Source organism: Actinomadura sp. 6K520 (assembly GCF_004349245.1).
Classification (GTDB): domain Bacteria; phylum Actinomycetota; class Actinomycetes; order Streptosporangiales; family Streptosporangiaceae; genus Spirillospora.
Genome location: NZ_SMLC01000016.1, coordinates 12491 through 30438 on the forward strand (window position 1 = coordinate 12491; position 17948 = coordinate 30438).

The 17948-nt window shown below is 72.1% G+C and carries 13 protein-coding genes, 1 tRNA gene and 1 riboswitch; of the genes, 11 read left to right on the forward strand and 3 right to left on the reverse strand.

Annotation, left to right across the window (positions count from 1 at the left end; all coding sequences use genetic code 11):
* Positions 1–64: 64 nt before the first annotated feature.
* Positions 65–409, reverse strand: coding sequence for a transposase (locus E1289_RS38895; protein WP_207928828.1), 345 nt, complete (start codon positions 407–409; stop codon positions 65–67).
* A gap of 204 nt (positions 410–613) precedes the next feature.
* Positions 614–687, reverse strand: a tRNA-Pro gene (locus tag E1289_RS06785).
* A 511-nt stretch (positions 688–1198) separates the two neighbouring features.
* Here E1289_RS06785 and E1289_RS06790 point away from each other — a divergent pair.
* The 11 genes from E1289_RS06790 to glpK all read left to right on the forward strand — a co-directional run bounded on the left by E1289_RS06790 (position 1199) and on the right by glpK (position 16679).
* Positions 1199–3061: a PP2C family protein-serine/threonine phosphatase gene (locus E1289_RS06790; RefSeq protein ID WP_243712662.1), complete on the forward strand. Its 1863-nt coding sequence runs from the start codon at positions 1199–1201 to the stop codon at positions 3059–3061.
* 468 nt (positions 3062–3529) lie between these two features.
* Positions 3530–3673, forward strand: a riboswitch (cyclic di-AMP (ydaO/yuaA leader).
* A gap of 11 nt (positions 3674–3684) precedes the next feature.
* Positions 3685–4446, forward strand: a complete 762-nt coding sequence (locus tag E1289_RS06795; RefSeq protein ID WP_243712663.1) for a CHAP domain-containing protein — start codon at positions 3685–3687, stop codon at positions 4444–4446.
* Between the two features lie 308 nt (positions 4447–4754).
* Positions 4755–7646 carry a CDP-glycerol glycerophosphotransferase family protein gene (locus E1289_RS06800; protein ID WP_207928829.1) on the forward strand — a complete coding sequence of 964 codons (2892 nt, stop codon included), beginning with the start codon at positions 4755–4757 and terminating at the stop codon, positions 7644–7646.
* Positions 7630–8904, forward strand: coding sequence for a glycosyltransferase (locus E1289_RS06805; protein ID WP_131976438.1), 1275 nt, complete (start codon positions 7630–7632; stop codon positions 8902–8904). Before E1289_RS06800 ends, E1289_RS06805 begins: the two co-directional genes overlap by 17 nt.
* 24 nt (positions 8905–8928) lie before the next feature.
* Positions 8929–10128, forward strand: coding sequence for an acyl-CoA dehydrogenase family protein (locus E1289_RS06810; protein WP_131976440.1), 1200 nt, complete (start codon positions 8929–8931; stop codon positions 10126–10128).
* The gene (locus tag E1289_RS06815; protein ID WP_131976442.1) at positions 10125–10901 is read left to right on the forward strand and encodes an SDR family oxidoreductase; all 777 of its coding nucleotides are present in this window, start codon (positions 10125–10127) and stop codon (positions 10899–10901) included. Before E1289_RS06810 ends, E1289_RS06815 begins: the two co-directional genes overlap by 4 nt.
* 8 nt (positions 10902–10909) lie before the next feature.
* Positions 10910–11563 (forward strand): TetR/AcrR family transcriptional regulator, encoded by a 654-nt coding sequence (locus E1289_RS06820; RefSeq protein ID WP_131976444.1) that lies wholly within the window; start codon positions 10910–10912, stop codon positions 11561–11563.
* A gap of 20 nt (positions 11564–11583) precedes the next feature.
* Positions 11584–12738: an acetyl-CoA C-acetyltransferase gene (locus E1289_RS06825; protein ID WP_131976446.1), complete on the forward strand. Its 1155-nt coding sequence runs from the start codon at positions 11584–11586 to the stop codon at positions 12736–12738.
* Between the two features lie 223 nt (positions 12739–12961).
* On the forward strand, positions 12962–14122 hold the full coding sequence (locus tag E1289_RS06830) for an NADH:flavin oxidoreductase (protein WP_207928830.1): 1161 nt from the start codon (positions 12962–12964) through the stop codon (positions 14120–14122).
* Between the two features lie 208 nt (positions 14123–14330).
* Entirely contained in the window at positions 14331–15098 is a 768-nt protein-coding gene (locus E1289_RS06835; RefSeq protein WP_131976451.1) for an IclR family transcriptional regulator, read from the forward strand.
* A gap of 54 nt (positions 15099–15152) precedes the next feature.
* Positions 15153–16679: a glycerol kinase GlpK gene (gene glpK, locus E1289_RS06840; protein ID WP_131976453.1), complete on the forward strand. Its 1527-nt coding sequence runs from the start codon at positions 15153–15155 to the stop codon at positions 16677–16679.
* Positions 16680–16712: 33 nt separating this feature from the next.
* On the opposite strand, the gene E1289_RS06845 is transcribed toward glpK, so the two are convergent.
* Positions 16713–17894: an acyl-CoA dehydrogenase family protein gene (locus E1289_RS06845; protein WP_131976455.1), complete on the reverse strand. Its 1182-nt coding sequence runs from the start codon at positions 17892–17894 to the stop codon at positions 16713–16715.
* Between the last annotated feature and the right edge of the window lie 54 nt (positions 17895–17948).

Sequence of the window (17948 nt, forward strand, 5' to 3'; positions counted from 1 at the left end):
TGCAACCTCGTCCACGATCTCCACCACGCCCATGCGTCATGTCCCCTGGCGCAGAGCAGCGCTCTCAGGGGGCGGAGGGTGCAGGTAAGGAGCGGCGGCGGAGGCAGGTGTCCATGATCCAGTCCTTGCGGGCGCGGGCGCTGCGGATCCGGTCGGCGACCTCTTCGACCGGTCCGGACCGCCCTCGCCGCCTTCGACAAGATCCGCAGCCGCCGCCGCACCGATTGACGAACTGGGGCGTGTTGCAAAGGCACGCCAGCCAGTCGTTGATGACGGCGATGTGGAGGGTGGCTCCGTAGCGAACGGCGAGCTTGTCATACCGCGTGCCCACGGCGCGGTGGCGTTTGAGCCGGTTGATGCCGCATTCGACGGCGTGCCGCTGCCGGTAGTCCAGCAGACCGCCGCACACCGGACTTCGAGACAGGCCCTAGAACGCGACCCGTATTGATCAAGTGTCATGTGCTCGGCGCGGCATTTCCGGCTGACGCGATCTGGGACCAAAGCCGCGTTCTGGCCCTGAGTCCGCGGGTGTCGGCTCCCCCTGTGGCTCCCGAACGCCGTGGGGGGGCCACAGTGCGGCTCCGCTTTAGCCCGCTGACCTGCACAAACGCTGTCGGGACGGCGGGATTTGAACCCACGACCCCTTGACCCCCAGTCAAGTGCGCTGCCAAACTGCGCCACGTCCCGGTGCCCGTTGGAGCGGGCTTGATTACTGTAGCGCAGTCCGCGGGGTCGTGCGTACTGAGATAGGCGGACGTGGATCTCCGGTAGGCGGGCCTGGTGAGGTCTTTGCGGGCGGGGCTGGCGGGGCTCGTCCGGTGAGTGAGGGGCCTGAGGTGTTGTGGGTGCCGTTCCGGGTGGCGGTCCGGGTGCCCGCAGGGGGCCGGTGTTCGATCGGGCGGCCGGTCCTGCATGCCGGGCCTCGTGGGGGAGCGGAAGATCGTGGTTGTGCTGACGCCGCATCCGGCGGAGCGGGTCGATCGGGCGTGAGCTGGGTCACAGTGAGCGGAACGGGTGGCTCTGGGAAGGGTCATCGGATGCGTTGAAGTTCGGGAGGGAAGGGAAAACCCGGGCAAAGATCTGGACTGTTTACCCGGTTCGCGGCGAATAGTCCTTCGCTGACGTATGTAGCTTTTTTAAGGCAAACAGCGCCGGACGGGGGACACGATTGGCGGATGCGGAGGGCACCCAGCCCGGGGTGCACGTTGCGGATCTTGACGGCCTGCGAGACGCCGCGCGCGACCGCGCGGTGTTGTCGGAGGCGCGCGTCATGCTGGCCAGGCGGCTCGGAGTTCCGCCCGGGGAGGCCCTGCAGCATCTGATCTGGCTCGCCCGCGACCTCGACATGGGGCTTGCCGAGGCGGCATCCCTGCTGGTCAGGGATGGTGAGGGCGGGTCGGTGGGGGCCGTGCTGGCGGGGCGTCGCGCCCCCCGGACGGAGGGCGGCACGGCCGAGCGCCGGGCCGCGCTGTCGGAGGTCGAGGACGTGCTGCGCCGGGTGACGGCCGAGGACACCGCGGGAGACGAGGAGATCCTCGACCGGGTGCCGGACGACCCGATGGCGCAGGCCGTGCTGGACGCGACGCTGGATTCGTCGGCCCATCTGGTCCCGGTGCGCGGGTCGGACGGCAACGTGACGGATTTCCTCTACGTGGACCTCAATGCGGGTGCCCGGGACATGTTCGGCCGCGGCAGGGAGGAACTGACGGGGCAGCGGCTCCTGCAGACCGATCCGGGGACGGTGCAGAGCGGGCTGTTCGACGACTACATCGAGGTCCTGGAGAGCGGCACCAGCTTGGAACGTTCCTCGATTCCCTACACGACCGCCCAGCGCGGGCTGTCCCGTTCGTCCCGGACGAGCGTGCGGTGCGTGGCGGTGCCGACCGGCATCTGCCTGACCTGGCGGTACCACCACGCCGAGGACCGGACGGTGCGGCGGCTGGAGCGGGTCGAGCGGCTCGCCCTGGTGGGGTTCGGCGAGTGGGACCTGGCCACGGGCGAAGCGGACTGGACGCCGCAGATGCTGGCCAACTACGCGCTCGGTCCCGACGAGGTGCCGCCGTCGCCGCACGACCTGCCGAAGGCCGTGGCCGAGGACGATCTCCCGCTGGTCGAGGAGGCCGTCCAGACGATGTTCTCCCGCCGGGAGCCGGTGGAGACCGAGCACCGCGTGATCGGCCCGGACGGCGCACCGCGGCACCTGTGGATGTTCGCCGAGCCGGTGCTGGGCGAGTCCGGGCTGCCGGTCTCGATCAACATCGTCTCGCAGGACATCACGCGGCGGCGCGGGGTGGAGCGGGCGCTGGCCGAGACCCGGCGGCAGATGCTGAAGCAGCAGGAGCGGATGGCGCAGGAGCGGCGGGTGGCGGTGACGCTGCGCCGCGCGATCCTGCCGGACGAGGACGAGTCCGAGCGGCTGCCGGGCCTGGTGACGGCGATCCGCAGCCTCGCGGCGGAGAGCACCGCCCGCATCGGCGGTGACTGGTACGCGACCCGCGCACTGGCGGACGGGCGCGCGCTGTTCGCTATCGGGGACGCGGCCGGGCACGGGCTGCCCGCGGCCGCGGCGATGGCGCGCAGCCGCAACGGGCTGCTGGGCCTCGCCTGCACGGGCGAGCCCGCGGGACGGCTGGTGGGCTGGCTGAACGAACTGGTGGGCACCATGGATCCGACGGCGACGGGGACCGCCATCGTCGGCGTGTACGAGCCGGGGCGCCGGGTCCTGGAGTGGACGTGCGCCGGCCATCCGCCGCCGATCCTGATCAGGGACGGCCGGGCGGAGCGCCTGGAGGTCGTCCGCGACCCGATGCTCGGCGCGGTGACGGACTGGGAGTACACGACGATCTCCACCCCGCTCTACCCGGGCGACGTGATCTTCCTGTACACGGACGGGCTGGTGGAGCGCAGGGACGCCGACCTGGACGAGCGGATAACCCGCCTCACCGACATCCTGCAGGACTCCTCCACCCGGCCGGAGCTGGTGCTGGACGAGGTCCTGGCGCGCATGGAGCACGACCGGGCGGCCGACGACACCACGCTCTTCGCCGTCCGCGTGGAGTGACGAACACCATGTTTCGGTGCGGGAGATCCGCGCCGTGTGATGTGCACCACGCATAACCGGGGGTGCGGACGGCCGGTACGTGGCGAACCGCCATGTGCCGGCCGTCGCCGTCCCCGGGTCTTTTACCTTTTCCCCGAAGCCGGGAGGCCCCGGCTGCAAAGGGCTGAGGGCCAGTCGCCCGGTGATCGGGAAGACATCCGGGCCGGACGCTGTTGGTGGTGTCTTGGAAGGGCTTTGAGCAGGCAAGACAGTGCTTTGTCCGCGATTTGCATTCCTTGAGAAGGTTGATACCTTCTATCCGAATCACGCAGCGCGTCCCATGCGTTGCCACCGGCCGCCCCATGTCGTGGCCGAGGATCGCGGAGCGGATCCCGCACGCGATGCGCGCCAGACGATGCGCGCCCCCTCACCGAGATCAGTCGCTGAGATAAATCCGAACAGTCAGCACCGCGCCCGCGGTGCGAGGCCGAGTCCGTCCGGTCGAATCCGACCGGCACGGAGCCGGGGACCCAGGTTCCAGGGGTGAATCGGCGCGTCCGAAGAGTCGCGCCGTAGGGCTACTTCCATGCCCGAATCCGTCAGCTAACCCGGTAGGCGTCATGGAAGACAAGGAGATTCCCTGCATGACCAGTCGTTTCAATCGACTTTCCATGGACAACGTCACCGCCGAGGACAAGGCGGTCGGTGCCGCCGTCGGCGCGGTGCTCGCGGGAGCCGTCGGGCTCGCGCTCTTCAACCCCCTCGCCGGCGACGCGGCGGCGGAGACCACCGCCCAGGCGGCCGCCAAGAACGGCTCGGTCGCGGCGAGCGTCTCGAACCAGTCGAACCGGTCGAGCGAGTCCGCGACCCTCTCGACCGCCGAGGCCCGCGAGGCGGGCTACAAGGTGCCGCCGCGCGACGTCGACCCGTCCGAGGTGATCAAGCTGGCCGAGAAGCAGGTCGGCATCTCGGAGGGCCGGGGCGGCCAGACCAAGTACCACGACTGGTTCGTGTCGACCCCGCACGCCAAGGCCACCGCCGAGCGTGACGGCGGGTTCTCGGTCGGGGCCTACAACGGCGCGCAGTGGTGCAACATGTTCGTCTCGTGGCTCGGCGCCCAGACCGGCGTGAAGAACATGGGCTGGGACGCCTACACCGTCCAGCACGCCTCCTGGTTCAAGGACAGCGGCCGCTGGGGCCAGAAGGCCAAGCCCGGCTCGGTCGTGTTCTTCGACTGGGACAAGAGCAGCAGCATCGGCGCCATCGACCACGTCGGGATCGTCGTCAAGGACAACGGCAACGGCACCGTCACCACCATCGAGGGCAACACCAACGACAAGGTGGAGAAGAAGAACCGCAGCAAGTCCATGATCGTGGGTTACGGATACCCCGACTACAAGGCCTGATCCACCGCGCGGCCACATCCGTGTTCCACGTGGTCTCGTTCCCAGGAGGCGCCCGGCACCACGCCGGGCGCCTTCTGGCGTCCCCCGGCCGGGTGCCCCATCTCTCCGGTGAAGTCGGGTAATGCCAACCATTGACAGCCTTTGATCGCTCTTGGACCTCAGCACGGCGTTCCTGGAAAGGAATCCGTGCACGCGCGTCCGACCGGCGCCTGGAGAGGGGAGCGTCCACGAGCGAGGAAGGCCGGGGCCGGGCGCCGTCGCCGGAGGTCTGGGGGCGTCCCCGGAGCCGAAGCCGCGGGGGGATGCCAGTGCGCCCGGATCTGAGTGTGGTCGTGATCGCCTACAACGACGCGCGGAGGCTGCCGCACGCCGTCGGGTCGGCGCTGGGGCAGTCGCTGGGCGGTGTCGAGACCGTCATCGTCGACGACGCGAGCACCGACGGCACGGCGGAGGTCGCCGACCGGCTCGCCGCCGCGCACCCGGGCCGCGTCCGGGCGGTTCATCTGCCGTCGAACTCCGGTGGCTGCGGCCGCCCGCGCAACGCGGGCGTCGAGGCGTCCACCGGCCGGTACGTGATGTTCCTCGACAGCGACGACCTGCTGGACCGGCACGCCTGCCTGAACCTGCTCGGCACGGCCGAGGACACCGGCGCCGACCTCGTTTCCGGGCGGTGCGACCGGATCTTCCTGGACCTGCCGCCGGGCGCGCGGGAACGCGTCCGCCCCTGGTATCCCTGGCTTTACCGGCGCAGGGCCGTGTTCGGGTCGCTGGAGGAGAACCCCCGCCTCCTCTACGACACCCTGTCGACCAACAAGGCCTACCGCAGGTCCTTCCTGCAGGAGCACGGCCTCCGGTTCGTCGAGGACCTCCACTACGAGGACCTTCTGTTCACCGCCGAGGCCTACCTGGCGGCGCGACGGACGGCGCTGATCCCGCACCGCGTCTACAACTGGCTGGTCAGGGAGCGGACGCCCGCGCCCTCCATCTCCAACAGGCGCGCGGAACTGGCGAACTTCGCCGACCGCCTGGAGATCCACCGGCGCATCGACATGCTGTTCGCGCTGCGCGGCGCCCACGATCTGGGACGGGCCAAGGACGTCAAGTTCATCAACCACGACCTGGTGCTCTACCTGCGGGAGATGCGCGGCCGCGACCTCGGCTACCAGGAGCGGCTTCTCGATCTCGCCGCCGGTTACCTGGCGGAGCTGAACCCCCGCGTGTTCGAGGAGGCCAACACGCTGCCCGCGATCGCCGCGTACCTGGTGCGTGAGGGGGATCACGCGGGAGCGCTCGCGGCCGCGGAGTACGCCCCCGAGAAGCGGCCCGAGCTGCGCGCGCGGCTCGTGGAGCGGGACGGGCGCGTCTTCTGGGGCGCCGGCCGCCCCCGCGGTGCCCTCGGCCGCCGCGTCCTGGACGTCACGGACTTCGGCTTCCACCTGCGTCCCCTGAAGGATCTGCGGCCGGCCAACACGGTGACCGAACTGGAGATGCGGGGAGGCCGGGTCCGCATGGCCGGGCACGTGCTGAACCCGCTGGACCGGATCGGCCCGGACGCCGGCCTGTCCGGCACGCTGGAGTTCCGCGACCGGCGCCGCCGCGCCCGCGGATCGAAGGTCCGGGCGAGGGTGTGGCACGAGGGCGACCGGCTCGGCTGGGCGGCCGAGTTCGACCCCGTCACCACGATCCGGCCGGCCGGGCTCATCGACCCGGTCTGGGACGTGCGGCTCCGCCTCCGGGTGGACGGCGAGGACGTGGTCACCCGGCTCGGCGAGGGCCGCGGGTCGCCCCGGCTGGCCGGTGTCGCGCTGCCCGTCCGGCCCCGGCTGACCCGGCTCGCCGGGGACCGGCTCCGCTCGTACGTCACGGGGGGCGGGCACCTGGCGTTCACGCTGGAGGGGGGCGGCCCGTGGGCGCGGCCGGCCGCCGCGGCCGCGCGCCGCGTCCCCGTGGCCCGGGCCGTGCGGCGGGCCCTGCGGCGTGCGCGGCGGCCGGGCAGGAGCGTCCGCCGTACGCTGACCTCGCGCAAGACCAAGGTCGCGGTGTTCAACCGGGTGCTGAGCCGGCTGCCGGTCCGGCCGGGCCTGTCGGTGTTCGAGAGCCAGCTCGGCAAGCAGTACTCGGACAACCCGAAGTACGTCTACCGGGAGCTGCGCCGCGCCGGCCTCCCGGTCCGGGCCGTGTGGTCGTACGCGTCGTCCCCCGAGGGGTTCCCGCGCGACGCCGAGCTGGTCAAGCGCGGGTCCTGGGCCTACTTCCTGGCCCTGGCGCGGGCCGAGTTCTGGATCGACAACCAGGGGTACCCGGACGGTCTCCGCAAGCGGCCGGAGACCACCTACATCCAGACCTGGCACGGGTCCGCGTTCAAGCTGATGGGTCTCGACCAGCCCCGGCTCAAGGGCGGTGCCGCCGCGGAGCGGGCGCGGCTGCGGCGGATGGTCGATCGCTACGACTGCTTCCTCGTCCGGTCCGGGCACGACGCGGAGACGCTGTGCGGGGGCCTCGGCGTCCGCTCGGAGCTCCTCCCGGTCGGCTACCCGCGCAACGATCCCCTGGTCAACGGCGTGGACGGAGACCCGGAACTGGCCGCCGAGGTCGCCGCCCTCCGGGCCTGCCTCGGGCTGGGCGACGGCCGCCGCGCCGTCCTGTACGCGCCGACGTACATGACGGGGCCGAAGGGCCGCCCGGTCCGGCTGCTGGAGCCGCCTCTCGATCCCGAGGTGTTCGCGCGGGAACTGGGGGACGAGTTCGTCCTGCTCGTCCGCCCGCACTACCTGTGCCAGGCCAACCTCCCGCCCGGCTCGCACGCGGTGATGCGGGACGTGGGCGCCGTGCCCGACGTCACCCCGCTGCTGATCCTCGCGGACGCGCTGATCACCGACCACTCCTCGATCATGTTCGACTTCGCGCTCCTGGACCGCCCGATCGTGCTGCACCTGCCGGACGGCCGGGACCGCGTCACCGGCTACTTCGACCTGGAACGGCACGCCCCGGGGCCGATCACCCGCACCGAGGACGAGCTCGTTGCGGCGCTCGCCGGGCTGAACGGTGCGGAGGCCGTCCACGCCGCCCGGCGCCGCGCCTTCGCCGCGCGCTTCGGCGAGCACGACCGGGGCACCGCCGCCCGGGCGGTCGTGGACCGCTACTTCCGGGCCGCGGAACCGCAACGCCACAGGGGGAAGAGGAATGGCCGCACCGCGTGACGTCTTCATCGTGTGCAACAACGCCGACGAGATGGGCGGCCTGCAGCGCTGGGCGCACCACATGGCGCGGCTGCTGGCCGGGCGCGGTGACCGGGTCACCCTCGTCGCGATCACGAGCGGTCCGGAGCGCCACCACCACGGGAGGGACGGCTCCTACGCCGTCGAGGTGCTGCACAGGGAGTGGCGGGCGCCCGCGATGGCGTGGCGTCCCCGGAGGGTCCGCGAGCGCCTGAACCCGGCCGCGCGCGGCCGGGACCTGCGGCGGACGGCGGCGCAGCGGCGCGGCGCCGCCCGGCTGTCGGAGCTGTTCGCCGCCGCGCGGCCGGGAGCGGTGGTCATCGTGGCGCAGGTGTGGGCGATGGAGTGGGTGCGGCGGGCCGACACGGCGGGGCTGCGCGTGGTGGGCATGAGCCACGAGTCGTTCTGGGCCACCCGCAGGTCGTCCCGGTACCGGAGGGTCAGGGAGAACTACGCCGGCGTGGACCGCTTCCTGGTGCTCACCGAGGAGGACGCCGACGCCTGGGCCAGGGACGGGATGACGAACGTGGACTACATCCCGAACGCGCTGCACGTCGCCCCCACCGTCCATCCGACCCTCGACCTCCCGGTCGTGGCCTGCGTGGGCCGCCTCTCGTACGAGAAGGGCGTGGACCTGATGCTGGAGGTGTGGGAGCGGGTCGCCCAGCGCCACCCCGGCTGGCGGCTGCACGTCTACGGCGGCGGGCCGGACGGGGAGGACCTGCGCGAGCGGGTGCGGGCGTCCGGGCTGTCGGGCTCGGTGGAGTTCCGCGGCGTGGTCGACGACGTGGAGGAGGCGCTCGTGGAGGCGTCGGTGTTCGCGCTGCCGTCGCGGGCGGAGGGCTTCCCGATGTCGGTGCTGGAGGCCATGGCGTACGGGCTGCCGACGGTCGCCTTCAACTGCGCGCCCGGCGTCCGGGCCCTGCTCGGGGACGAGCGAGGCGGCGTGCTCGTGGACGCGGGCGACACCGCCGCGTTCGCGCGGGAGCTGGAGCGCCTCATCGAGGACCCGGAGCTGCGCCGCGCCCTCGGCACCGGAGCCCGCGCGTCGGTCACCCGCTTTCACCCGGACGCGGTCCTCGCCCGCTGGGACCGGCTCCTCGATCTTCTCCACCGCGAACCGCCGCCCGCTCCGGCGGAGGAGGCCGCGGGCAGGCGGCCCGTCCGGGCGCCGTCGCGCGTCTCCGGACCGGTGGCGGAACGCGCGGCCGAGCCCGCACTGGGGAGCGATTCTTTCTAACAACTGTTTGGTAGAGTGCGCGGCGTGACACAGAACGACTCCCCGGCGAACCGGGCGTTCCGCGCCGAGGTCCGCGACTGGCTCGAGGCGAACCTGTCGGGAGAGTTCGCCCACGCCCGCGGGCTCGGCGGCCCCGGCCGCGAGCACGAGGCGTTCGAGGAGCGGCTGGCCTGGGAGCGGCACATGGCCGCCGCCGGCTGGACGTGCGTGGGCTGGCCCGAGGAGTACGGCGGCCGCGGCGCCACCGTCGAGCAGCAGGTGATCTTCCACGAGGAGTACGCGCTCGCGGACGGCCCCGCCCGGGTCAACCACATCGGCGAGAACCTCCTCGGCCCCACGATCATCGCGTTCGGCACCGCCGAGCAGCGCGCCCGGTTCCTCCCGCCGATCGTCGCGGTCGAGGAGCTGTGGTGCCAGGGATACTCCGAGCCCGACGCCGGCTCCGACCTCGCCAACGTGCAGACCCGCGCGGAACTCCACGGCGACCACTGGCTGATCAACGGCCAGAAGGTCTGGACGTCGCTGGCCCTCGAATCCGACTGGTGCTTCGTCGTCTGCCGCACCGAGCCCGGGTCGGCGCGGCACCGCGGGCTGTCCTACCTGCTCGTCCCGATGAAGCAGGACGGCGTCGACATCCGCCCGATCGTCCAGCTCACCGGGACCTCGGAGTTCAACGAGGTCTTCTTCGACGGCGCCCGCACCGATGCCGCGAACATCGTGGGCGCGCCCGGCGACGGCTGGAAGATCGCGATGGCGACGCTCGGCTTCGAGCGGGGCGTCGCGACGCTCGGCCAGCAGGTCGGGTTCCGCCGCGAGTTCGAGGGCGTCGCGGAACTGGCCCGCCGCACCGGCGCCATCGCCGACCCGCTGCTGCGCGACCGGCTGACGAGGTCGTACATGGGCCTGGAGATCATGCGCCTGAACGCGGTGCGGACGATGGCGGGCATCGCCGCCGGGGCGCCCGGGCCTGAGTCGTCCATCTCCAAGCTCGTCTGGAGCACCTGGCACCGGGAGCTGGGGGAGCTGGCGATGGACGTCCTCGGCGCCGCCGGCCTCGTCGCCGACGGCGCACCCTACGACCTGAACGACTGGCAGCGGCTGTTCCTGTTCTCCCGCTCCGACACGATCTACGCCGGGTCGAACGAGATCCAGCGCAACATCATCGCCGAGCGCGTCCTCGGCCTGCCCCGTGAACCGGCCGCGAGCAGAGAGGCACGCCGATGACGCCCCCCTACGTTCCCGGACACGGCCTGCTCGACGGCCGCGCCGTCGTGATCACCGCGGCGGCGGGCGCCGGGATCGGCGGCGCGACCGCGCGCCGCTGCCTGGAGGAGGGCGCCCGCGTCCTGATCTCCGACGCGCACGAGCGGCGGCTCACCGCGTCCGCGCAGGAGCTGGCGAAGGAGTTCGGCGCGGACCGGGTCGCGGCCCTGCCCTGCGACGTGACGTCCGAGGAGCAGGTCCAGGCCCTCTACGACCTGGCCGTGGAACGCTTCGGCCGCATCGACGTCGCGGTCAACAACGCGGGCCTCGGCGGGACGGCCGAGCTGGTCGACATGACCGACGAGCAGTGGAGCCGCGTCCTCGACATCACGCTCAACGGCACCATGCGCTGCACCCGCGCCGCCCTGCGGATCATGCGGGACCAGGGCTCCGGCGTCATCGTCAACAACGCCTCGGTGATCGGCTGGCGGGCGCAGAAGGGGCAGTCCCACTACGCCGCCGCCAAGGCCGGGGTCATGGCCCTCACCCGCTGCTCCGCGCTGGAGGCCGCCGGCTTCGGCGTCCGGGTCAACGCCGTCTCCCCGTCGCTCGCCATGCACCCGCACCTGGTGAAGGTGACGTCGGAGGAACTGCTGGACGAGCTGACCCGCCGCGAGGCGTTCGGCCGCTACGCGGAACCATGGGAGGTGGCCAACGTTATCGTCTTCCTGGCCAGCGACTACTCCTCGTACATGACGGGCGAGGTCGTCTCCGTCTCCTCCCAGCACGCATAGGAACACGCATGAGTCCACGACGGCGCGACGCCGAGGGCACCGCCGCCGCCCGCGCGGAACGGCGGGCCGAGCTGCTCGCCACGGCCGCCGAGGTGTTCGCCTCCCAGGGCTACTCCGCCACCACCGTCCGGAAGGTGGCCGACGCCGCGGGCATCCTCGGCGGCAGCCTCTACTACCACTTCGACTCCAAGGAGGCGATGGCCGACGAGATCCTGTCGACCTTCCTGGACGAGATGTGGGCCGCCTACGAGCGCGTCCTGGAGGCGGGGCTCAGCGCACGCGACACCCTGGAGGGCGTCGTCGTCGAGTCGTTCCGCTCGATAGACCGGCACCGGCCCGCCGTCGTCATCTACCAGAACGAATCCAAGCACCTCGCGACGAGCGAACGGTTCCGGTACCTGAACGAGTCGCGGCGCCGCTTCGAGGACATGTGGCTCTCCCTGCTGGAGCGGGGCGTGCGGGAGGGCGCGTTCCGCGCCGACCTCGACCCGGGCCTCGTCTACCGGTTCATCCGCGACACCGTCTGGGTCGCCGCCAACTGGTACCAGCCGGGCGGGCGGCTGTCCGCCGACGACATCGCCAAGCAGTACCTCGCCATGTTCCTCGAAGGCATCCAGGCGAGCCGCATCCCACGCACGAGCCAGGCACCACGCACGAGCTAGCCCCACGAAGGAGACACCCCATGGCCGAGGCATACATCGTCGACGCGGTCCGCGCTCCGGTCGGGCGGCGCGGCGGCGGCCTGTCCGGCGCGCACCCCGCCGACCTCGGCGCGCACGTGCTGTCGGCGCTGATGGACCGCACGAAGGCCGACCCCTCCGCCGTCGAGGACGTCGTCTTCGGCTGCGTCGACACCGTCGGCCCGCAGGCCGGCGACATCGCCCGCACCTGCTGGCTCGCCGCCGGCCTGCCCGAGGAGGTCCCCGGCGTCACCGTCGACCGGCAGTGCGGCTCGTCGCAGCAGGCCGTCCACTTCGCCGCGCAGGCCGTCCTCTCCGGTACGTCCGACCTGGTCGTCGCGGGCGGCGTGCAGAACATGTCGCAGATCCCCATCGCGTACGCGATGACCGCCGCCGAGCCGCTCGGCTTCACCCAGGGCCCGTTCGCCGGTTCGAAGGGCTGGGCGAACCGCTACGGCGACGCCGAGGTGACGCAGTTCAACGGCGCCGAGATGATCGCCCGCGACTGGGACCTGTCCCGCGAGGAGATGGAGGAGTTCGCCTACGCGTCGCACCAGCGCGCCATCAGCGCGATCGACGAGGGGCGGTTCGAGCGCGAGATCGTCCCCTACGAGGGCGTGACCACCGACGAGGGACCGCGCCGCGACACCACCCTGGAGAAGATGGCGGGCCTGAAGACCCTCGTGGACGGCGGACGGCTCACCGCGGCCGTCTCCTCCCAGATCTCCGACGGCGCCGCCGCGCTGCTCATCGCCTCCGAGCAGGCCGTCAAGGACCACGGGCTCACCCCCCGCGCCCGCATCCACCACATCTCCGCCCGCGGCGAGGACCCGATCAGGATGCTGTCCGCGCCGATCCCCGCCACCGCCTACGCGCTGAAGAAGGCCGGGATGACGATCGGCGACATCGACGCCGTCGAGATCAACGAGGCGTTCGCGCCCGTCGTCCTCGCCTGGCTGAAGGAGACCGGCGCCGACCCGGCCACGACCAACCCCAACGGGGGCGCCATCGCCCTCGGCCACCCCCTCGGCGCCACCGGCGCCCGCCTCATGACGACCCTCCTGCACGAACTGGAGCGCACCGGCGGCCGCTACGGCCTCCAGACCATGTGCGAAGGCGGCGGCCAGGCCAACGTCACCATCATCGAACGGTGCTAGCTGTGTTTGCCCAGGGGGCGACCCCCTGGAACCCCCGTTGCGGTCGAGCAGCCGTTTCACGATCCGCTCCGCGTCTCGTGAAACGGCTGCTCGACCGGCGGGAGGCACGGCCTCCGGGCGCAGGGCGCCCTCCGGCCGTGCCTCCCGTGATGGTGGCTGAGGTCTTGGTGGCTTGGGTCTTGGTGGCTTGGGTCCTGGGTTTTGGGACGAAACGGAGTTGGTTGTGGACGTGTTCGAAACGGCCCGGCTCGGGCCGCTGACCCTGCGCAATCGCGTGATCAAAGCCGCGACCTTCGAGGGGATGACGCCCGACGCGGTGGTCTCCGACGATCTGATCGAGTACCACCGGCGTCCCGCGGCCGGGGGAGTGGCCATGACGACCGTCGCGTACTGCGCGGTCGCGCCGGAGGGGCGGACGGAGGGCGGGCAGATCTGGATGCGGCCCGAGGCCGTGCCGGGGCTGCGGCGCCTCACCGACGCCGTCCACGCCGAGGGCGCCGCCGCCTCGGCGCAGATCGGGCACGCCGGCCCCGTCGCGGACGCGAGTTCGACCCGGCTCCCCGCGATCTCGGCCGGGCGGTTCTTCAACCCGCTCGGCATGCGCTTCACCAAGGTCGCCACGGCCGGGGACATCGACCGCATCACCCGGGCGCACGCCGACGCCGCCCGCCTGGCGATCGAGGCGGGCTTCGACGCGGTCGAGATCCACTTCGGGCACAACTACCTCGCCAGCTCGTTCCTCAGCCCCCGCCTGAACCGGCGCAAGGACGCCTACGGCGGCCCGATCGAGAACCGCGCGAAGGTCCCGCTCGGCATCGCCCGCGCCGTCCGGGACGAGGTCGGCGACCGGATCGCGATCACCGCCAAGCTCAACATGCGCGACGGCGTCCGCGGCGGCCTGGAGATCGACGACAGCCTGTACGTGGCGCGCCGCCTCCAGGAGGACGGCACCGTCGACGCGCTGGAACTGACCGCCGGGAGCTCGCTGCTCAACCCGATGTACCTGTTCCGCGGGGAGATGCCCATCCCCGAGTTCGCCGCCAACTACAAGCTGCCGATGCGCGTCGGCATGCGGATGTTCGGCAAGAGGTTCCTGCGCGTCTACCCCTACCAGGACGCGTACCTGCTCGAACACGCGCGCAGGTTCCGCGCCGAACTCGACCTGCCGCTCATCCTGCTCGGGGGGATCACCGACCGCGCGACCATGGACAAGGCCATGGCGGAGGGGTTCCAGTTCGTCGCCATGGCCCGCGCGCTCCTCCGCGAACCCGACCTGGTGAACCGCATCGCGGCGGACCCGTCCACCCCGTCCCTGTGCATCCACTGCAACCGCTGCGTCCCCACGGTCTACAAGGGCACCCACTGTCCCGTCATCCCGGCCTGACGGCCTGGCCGGGACGGTAAGTCGCCTCGAAAACCGTATATCGGGCCGTTGCCCACAATATCGACTACTTTCCCCTTTCTCGGGGGGCGGTTACCCTCCACCGTGTGCACAAGATCGCAGAATCCGGGCAATTCGCGGAATCGGGGACGGTGATCACGGCGGCCGCCGGCATTGTCGGCGGATCGGGGCCGGCGCTAGCCTCGAATCCATGCCCGGGCCCGTGCAGTCGATCGAGCGGGCCGCCGCGATCCTGCGCCTGCTCGCCGCCGGTCCGGGCCGGCTCGGCGCCGGGGAGGTCGCCAGGTCCCTCGGTCTCGCCCGGGGCACCGCGCACGGCCTCCTGCGCACCCTGGAACGCGTCGGCTTCGTCGAGCAGGAAGACGGCTCCGGCAAGTACCGGCTCGGCGCCGCGCTGCTGCACCTCGGCACCAGCTACCTGGACGTCAACGAGCTGCGGTCGCGCGCCATCAACTGGGCCGACGCCCTCGCGTCCCGCAGCGGCGAGGCCGTCCGCATCGGGACGCCGCTGGACGGCAAGGTCCTCGTCGTCCACCACGTGTTCCGTCCCGACGACACGCCCCAGGCCATGGACGTCGGCTCGCTGCTCCCGCTGCACGCCACCGCGCTCGGCAAGGCGCTCATCGCCCACGACGCCAACGCGGCGGCGTCCATCCGCGACACCGTCCTGGAGTCGTACTGCCGGCGCACGATCACCGACCCGCGGGAGCTCGCCCGGGCCGCCGCCCGCGTCCGGGAGAACGGGTGGGCCGCCGAGGCCGAGGAGCTGTCGGCCGGCGAGGCCGGGATCGCGGCGCCGATCCGCGGGCACGGGGGGCTGGTCGTCGGCGCCATCGGGATCTCCGGCGCGGTCGAGCGGATCTGCGACACCCGCCGCGTCCCGGAGCCGAGGCTCGTGGCGTTCGTGCGCGACGCGGCCCGGGCGGTCTCCCGGGACCTCGGCGGCTCGCGCCGGTGACGCCCGGCAGGCGGCGGCCCCCGCGGCCGCCCGCCGCGGGCAGGGGGGTCGGCCGTGGCCGAACGCTTCGTGATGTCGATCGACCAGGGCACGACCTCGACCCGGTGCATCCTGTTCGACCACGGCGGCCGGCTGGTGGCCGTCGCGCAGCGCGAGCACCGGCAGCACTTCCCGCGGCCCGGCTGGGTGGAGCACGATCCCATGGAGATCTGGCGCAACCTCGAGCGCATCGCGCCCGAGGCCCTCGCGCAGGCCGGGGCGTCCACGGCGCAGATCGCGGCCGTCGGGATCGCCAACCAGCGCGAGACGACCGTCCTGTGGGACCGGCGGACCGGCGTCCCGGTCGGCCGCGCCATCGTCTGGCAGGACCTGCGGACCGGCGCGCTCGTGGACGAGCTGGCCCGCGCCCCCGGCGCCGCGGCGGTCACCGAGCGCAGCGGGCTGCCGCTGGCCACCTACTTCTCGGCGCCGCGCGTCCGCTGGATGCTCGACCACACGCCCGGCCTGCGGGAACGCGCGGAACGCGGCGAGGTGCTGTTCGGCACGATGGAGAGCTGGCTGATCTGGAACCTCAGCGGCGGCGCCGACGGCGGCGTCCACGTCACCGACGTGACCAACGCCAGCCGCACGCTGCTGATGAACCTGCACACGCTGTCCTGGGACGACGGGCTGCTCGACTTCTTCGGCGTCCCGAAGGCGATGCTGCCGGAGATCAGGTCGTCCACCGAGACCTACGGCACGGCCCGCCGCGTGTTCCCCGGCGTCCGCGTCGGCGCGGCCCTGGGCGACCAGCAGGCCGCGCTGTTCGGGCAGACGTGCTTCTCCCCGGGCGAGACCAAGTGCACCTACGGGACGGGCGCGTTCCTGCTGATGAACACCGGGACCGCGCCGGTGCGGTCGGACAACGGGCTGCTCACCACCGTCGGCTACAAGATCGGTGACGAGCCCGCCGTGTACGCCCTCGAAGGCTCCATCGCCATCACCGGCGCGCTGGTGCAGTGGTTCCGGGACGGCCTCGGGCTGATCAGCACCGCGCCGGAGATCGAGACCCTGGCCCGGTCGGTCGACGACAACGGCGGCTGCTACATCGTCCCGGCGTTCTCGGGGCTGTTCGCCCCGCACTGGCGCAGCGAGGCCCGCGGCATCATCGTCGGCCTGACCTCCTACATCACGAAGGGGCACCTGGCGCGGGCCGTGCTGGAGGCGACCGGCTGGCAGACGCGCGAGGTCGTGGACGCCATGAACGCCGACTCCGGGCTGGCGCTGAAGGAGCTGAAGGCCGACGGCGGCATGACGTCCGACAACCTCGTCATGCAGCTGGTCGCCGACGTGCTGAACGTGCCGGTGGCCCGCCCGATGGTCGTCGAGACGGTGTCGCTCGGCGCCGCCTACGCCGCCGGGCTCGCCGTCGGCTACTGGGCCGGGCTCGAAGGGCTGCGCCGCAACTGGCACCGCGCGGGCCGGTGGGTCCCGGCCATGGAACCGGGACACCGCGCCGCCGAGTACGACAACTGGAAGCGCGCCGTGGCGCGCACCTTCGACTGGATCCGCGCCGGCGAGGACCCCGCCGCCCGGCCGTGAACCGGCCCGGCCGCGGACGGGAGCGCCGGGCCGCTAGATCCGGTTCCGGTCGATGAGCTGCTTGACGATCACGTTGCGCTGGATCTCGTTGGTCCCCTCACCGACGATCATGAGCGGGGCGTCGCGGAAGTAGCGCTCGATGTCGAACTCGGTGGAGTAGCCGGCGGCGCCGTGGATGCGGACCGCGTTCAGCGCGATCTGCATGGCCGCCTCGGACGCGTAGAGCTTGGCCATGCCCGCCTCCATGTCGCAGCGCACGCCCGTGTCGAGGCGCGTGGCGGCGTCGAGCGTGAGCAGCCGTGCGGCGCGCAACTGGGTGGCCATGTCGGCGAGGTAGTTGCCGATGGACTGGTGCTGCCAGATCGGCTTGCCGAACGCCTCGCGTTCCTGGGCGTAGCGCAGGGAGTCCTCCAGGGCGGCGCGTCCCACGCCGAGCGCGCGTGCGGCCACCTGGATCCGGCCCACCTCCAGGCCGCGCATCATCTGGGCGAACCCCTGCCCCTCCTCGCCGCCGAGCACCGCGCCGAGCGGCGCCTCGTAGCCGTCGAACGACAGCTCACAGCTCTCCACGCCCTTGTAGCCGAGCTTGGGCAGGTCACGGGAGACGCTCAGCCCGGGGCCCTTCTCGGCCAGCAGGATGCTGATGCCGCGGTGCCGCGGCGCCGCGTCCGGGTCGGTCTTGCACATCAGCGCGATCAGGCCCGACGTGCGCGCGTTGGTGATCCACATCTTGGCGCCGTCGACGACGTACCGGTCGCCGCGGCGCCGCGCGGTCGTGGTCATCGCCTGCAGGTCCGAGCCGCCGGACGGCTCGGTCAGCGCCATCGTGGCGCGCAGCTCGCCGGTGGCCATCCGGGGCAGGTAACGGGCCTTCTGCTCCTCGGTGCCGAACACGGCGAGCAGGTGCGAGACGACCGTGTGCCCGCCGAACGCCCCGGCGAGGGTCATCCAGCCGCGGGCCAGCTCCTCGGTGACCAGCGCGTAGCACGCCTTGGACACCCCGACGTCGCCGTACGGCTCGGGCACGGCGAGGCCGTACACGCCGAGTTCCTTCATGCGGTCGATGAGGTTGGCGGGATAGGTCCCCGCATGCTCCAGGTCCCGGGCGACCGGGCGGACCTCCTTGTCGACGAAGTCCGCGACGACCTCGACGATCGCGCGCTCCTCGTCGCTGAGCGTGAACACTGCTGCCGGTCTCCTCCCGCACGGGCCCATCCCGGATATTTCATATATTTGATTTGCCGACCCGGGATGTCAACATGATGTGAC

What these genes read in the sequence shown, in the direction of transcription:
- E1289_RS06845 (WP_131976455.1), bottom strand. Translation starts at nt 17,894, where the DNA reads ATGGGCCCGTGCGGGAGGAGACCGGCAGCAGTGTTCACGCTCAGCGAC.
- E1289_RS06815 (WP_131976442.1), top strand. Translation starts at nt 10,125, where the DNA reads ATGACGCCCCCCTACGTTCCCGGACACGGCCTGCTCGACGGCCGCGCC.
- E1289_RS06805 (WP_131976438.1), top strand. Translation starts at nt 7,630, where the DNA reads ATGGCCGCACCGCGTGACGTCTTCATCGTGTGCAACAACGCCGACGAG.
- E1289_RS06795 (WP_243712663.1), top strand. Translation starts at nt 3,685, where the DNA reads ATGACCAGTCGTTTCAATCGACTTTCCATGGACAACGTCACCGCCGAG.
- E1289_RS06835 (WP_131976451.1), top strand. Translation starts at nt 14,331, where the DNA reads ATGCCCGGGCCCGTGCAGTCGATCGAGCGGGCCGCCGCGATCCTGCGC.
- E1289_RS06820 (WP_131976444.1), top strand. Translation starts at nt 10,910, where the DNA reads ATGAGTCCACGACGGCGCGACGCCGAGGGCACCGCCGCCGCCCGCGCG.
- E1289_RS06825 (WP_131976446.1), top strand. Translation starts at nt 11,584, where the DNA reads ATGGCCGAGGCATACATCGTCGACGCGGTCCGCGCTCCGGTCGGGCGG.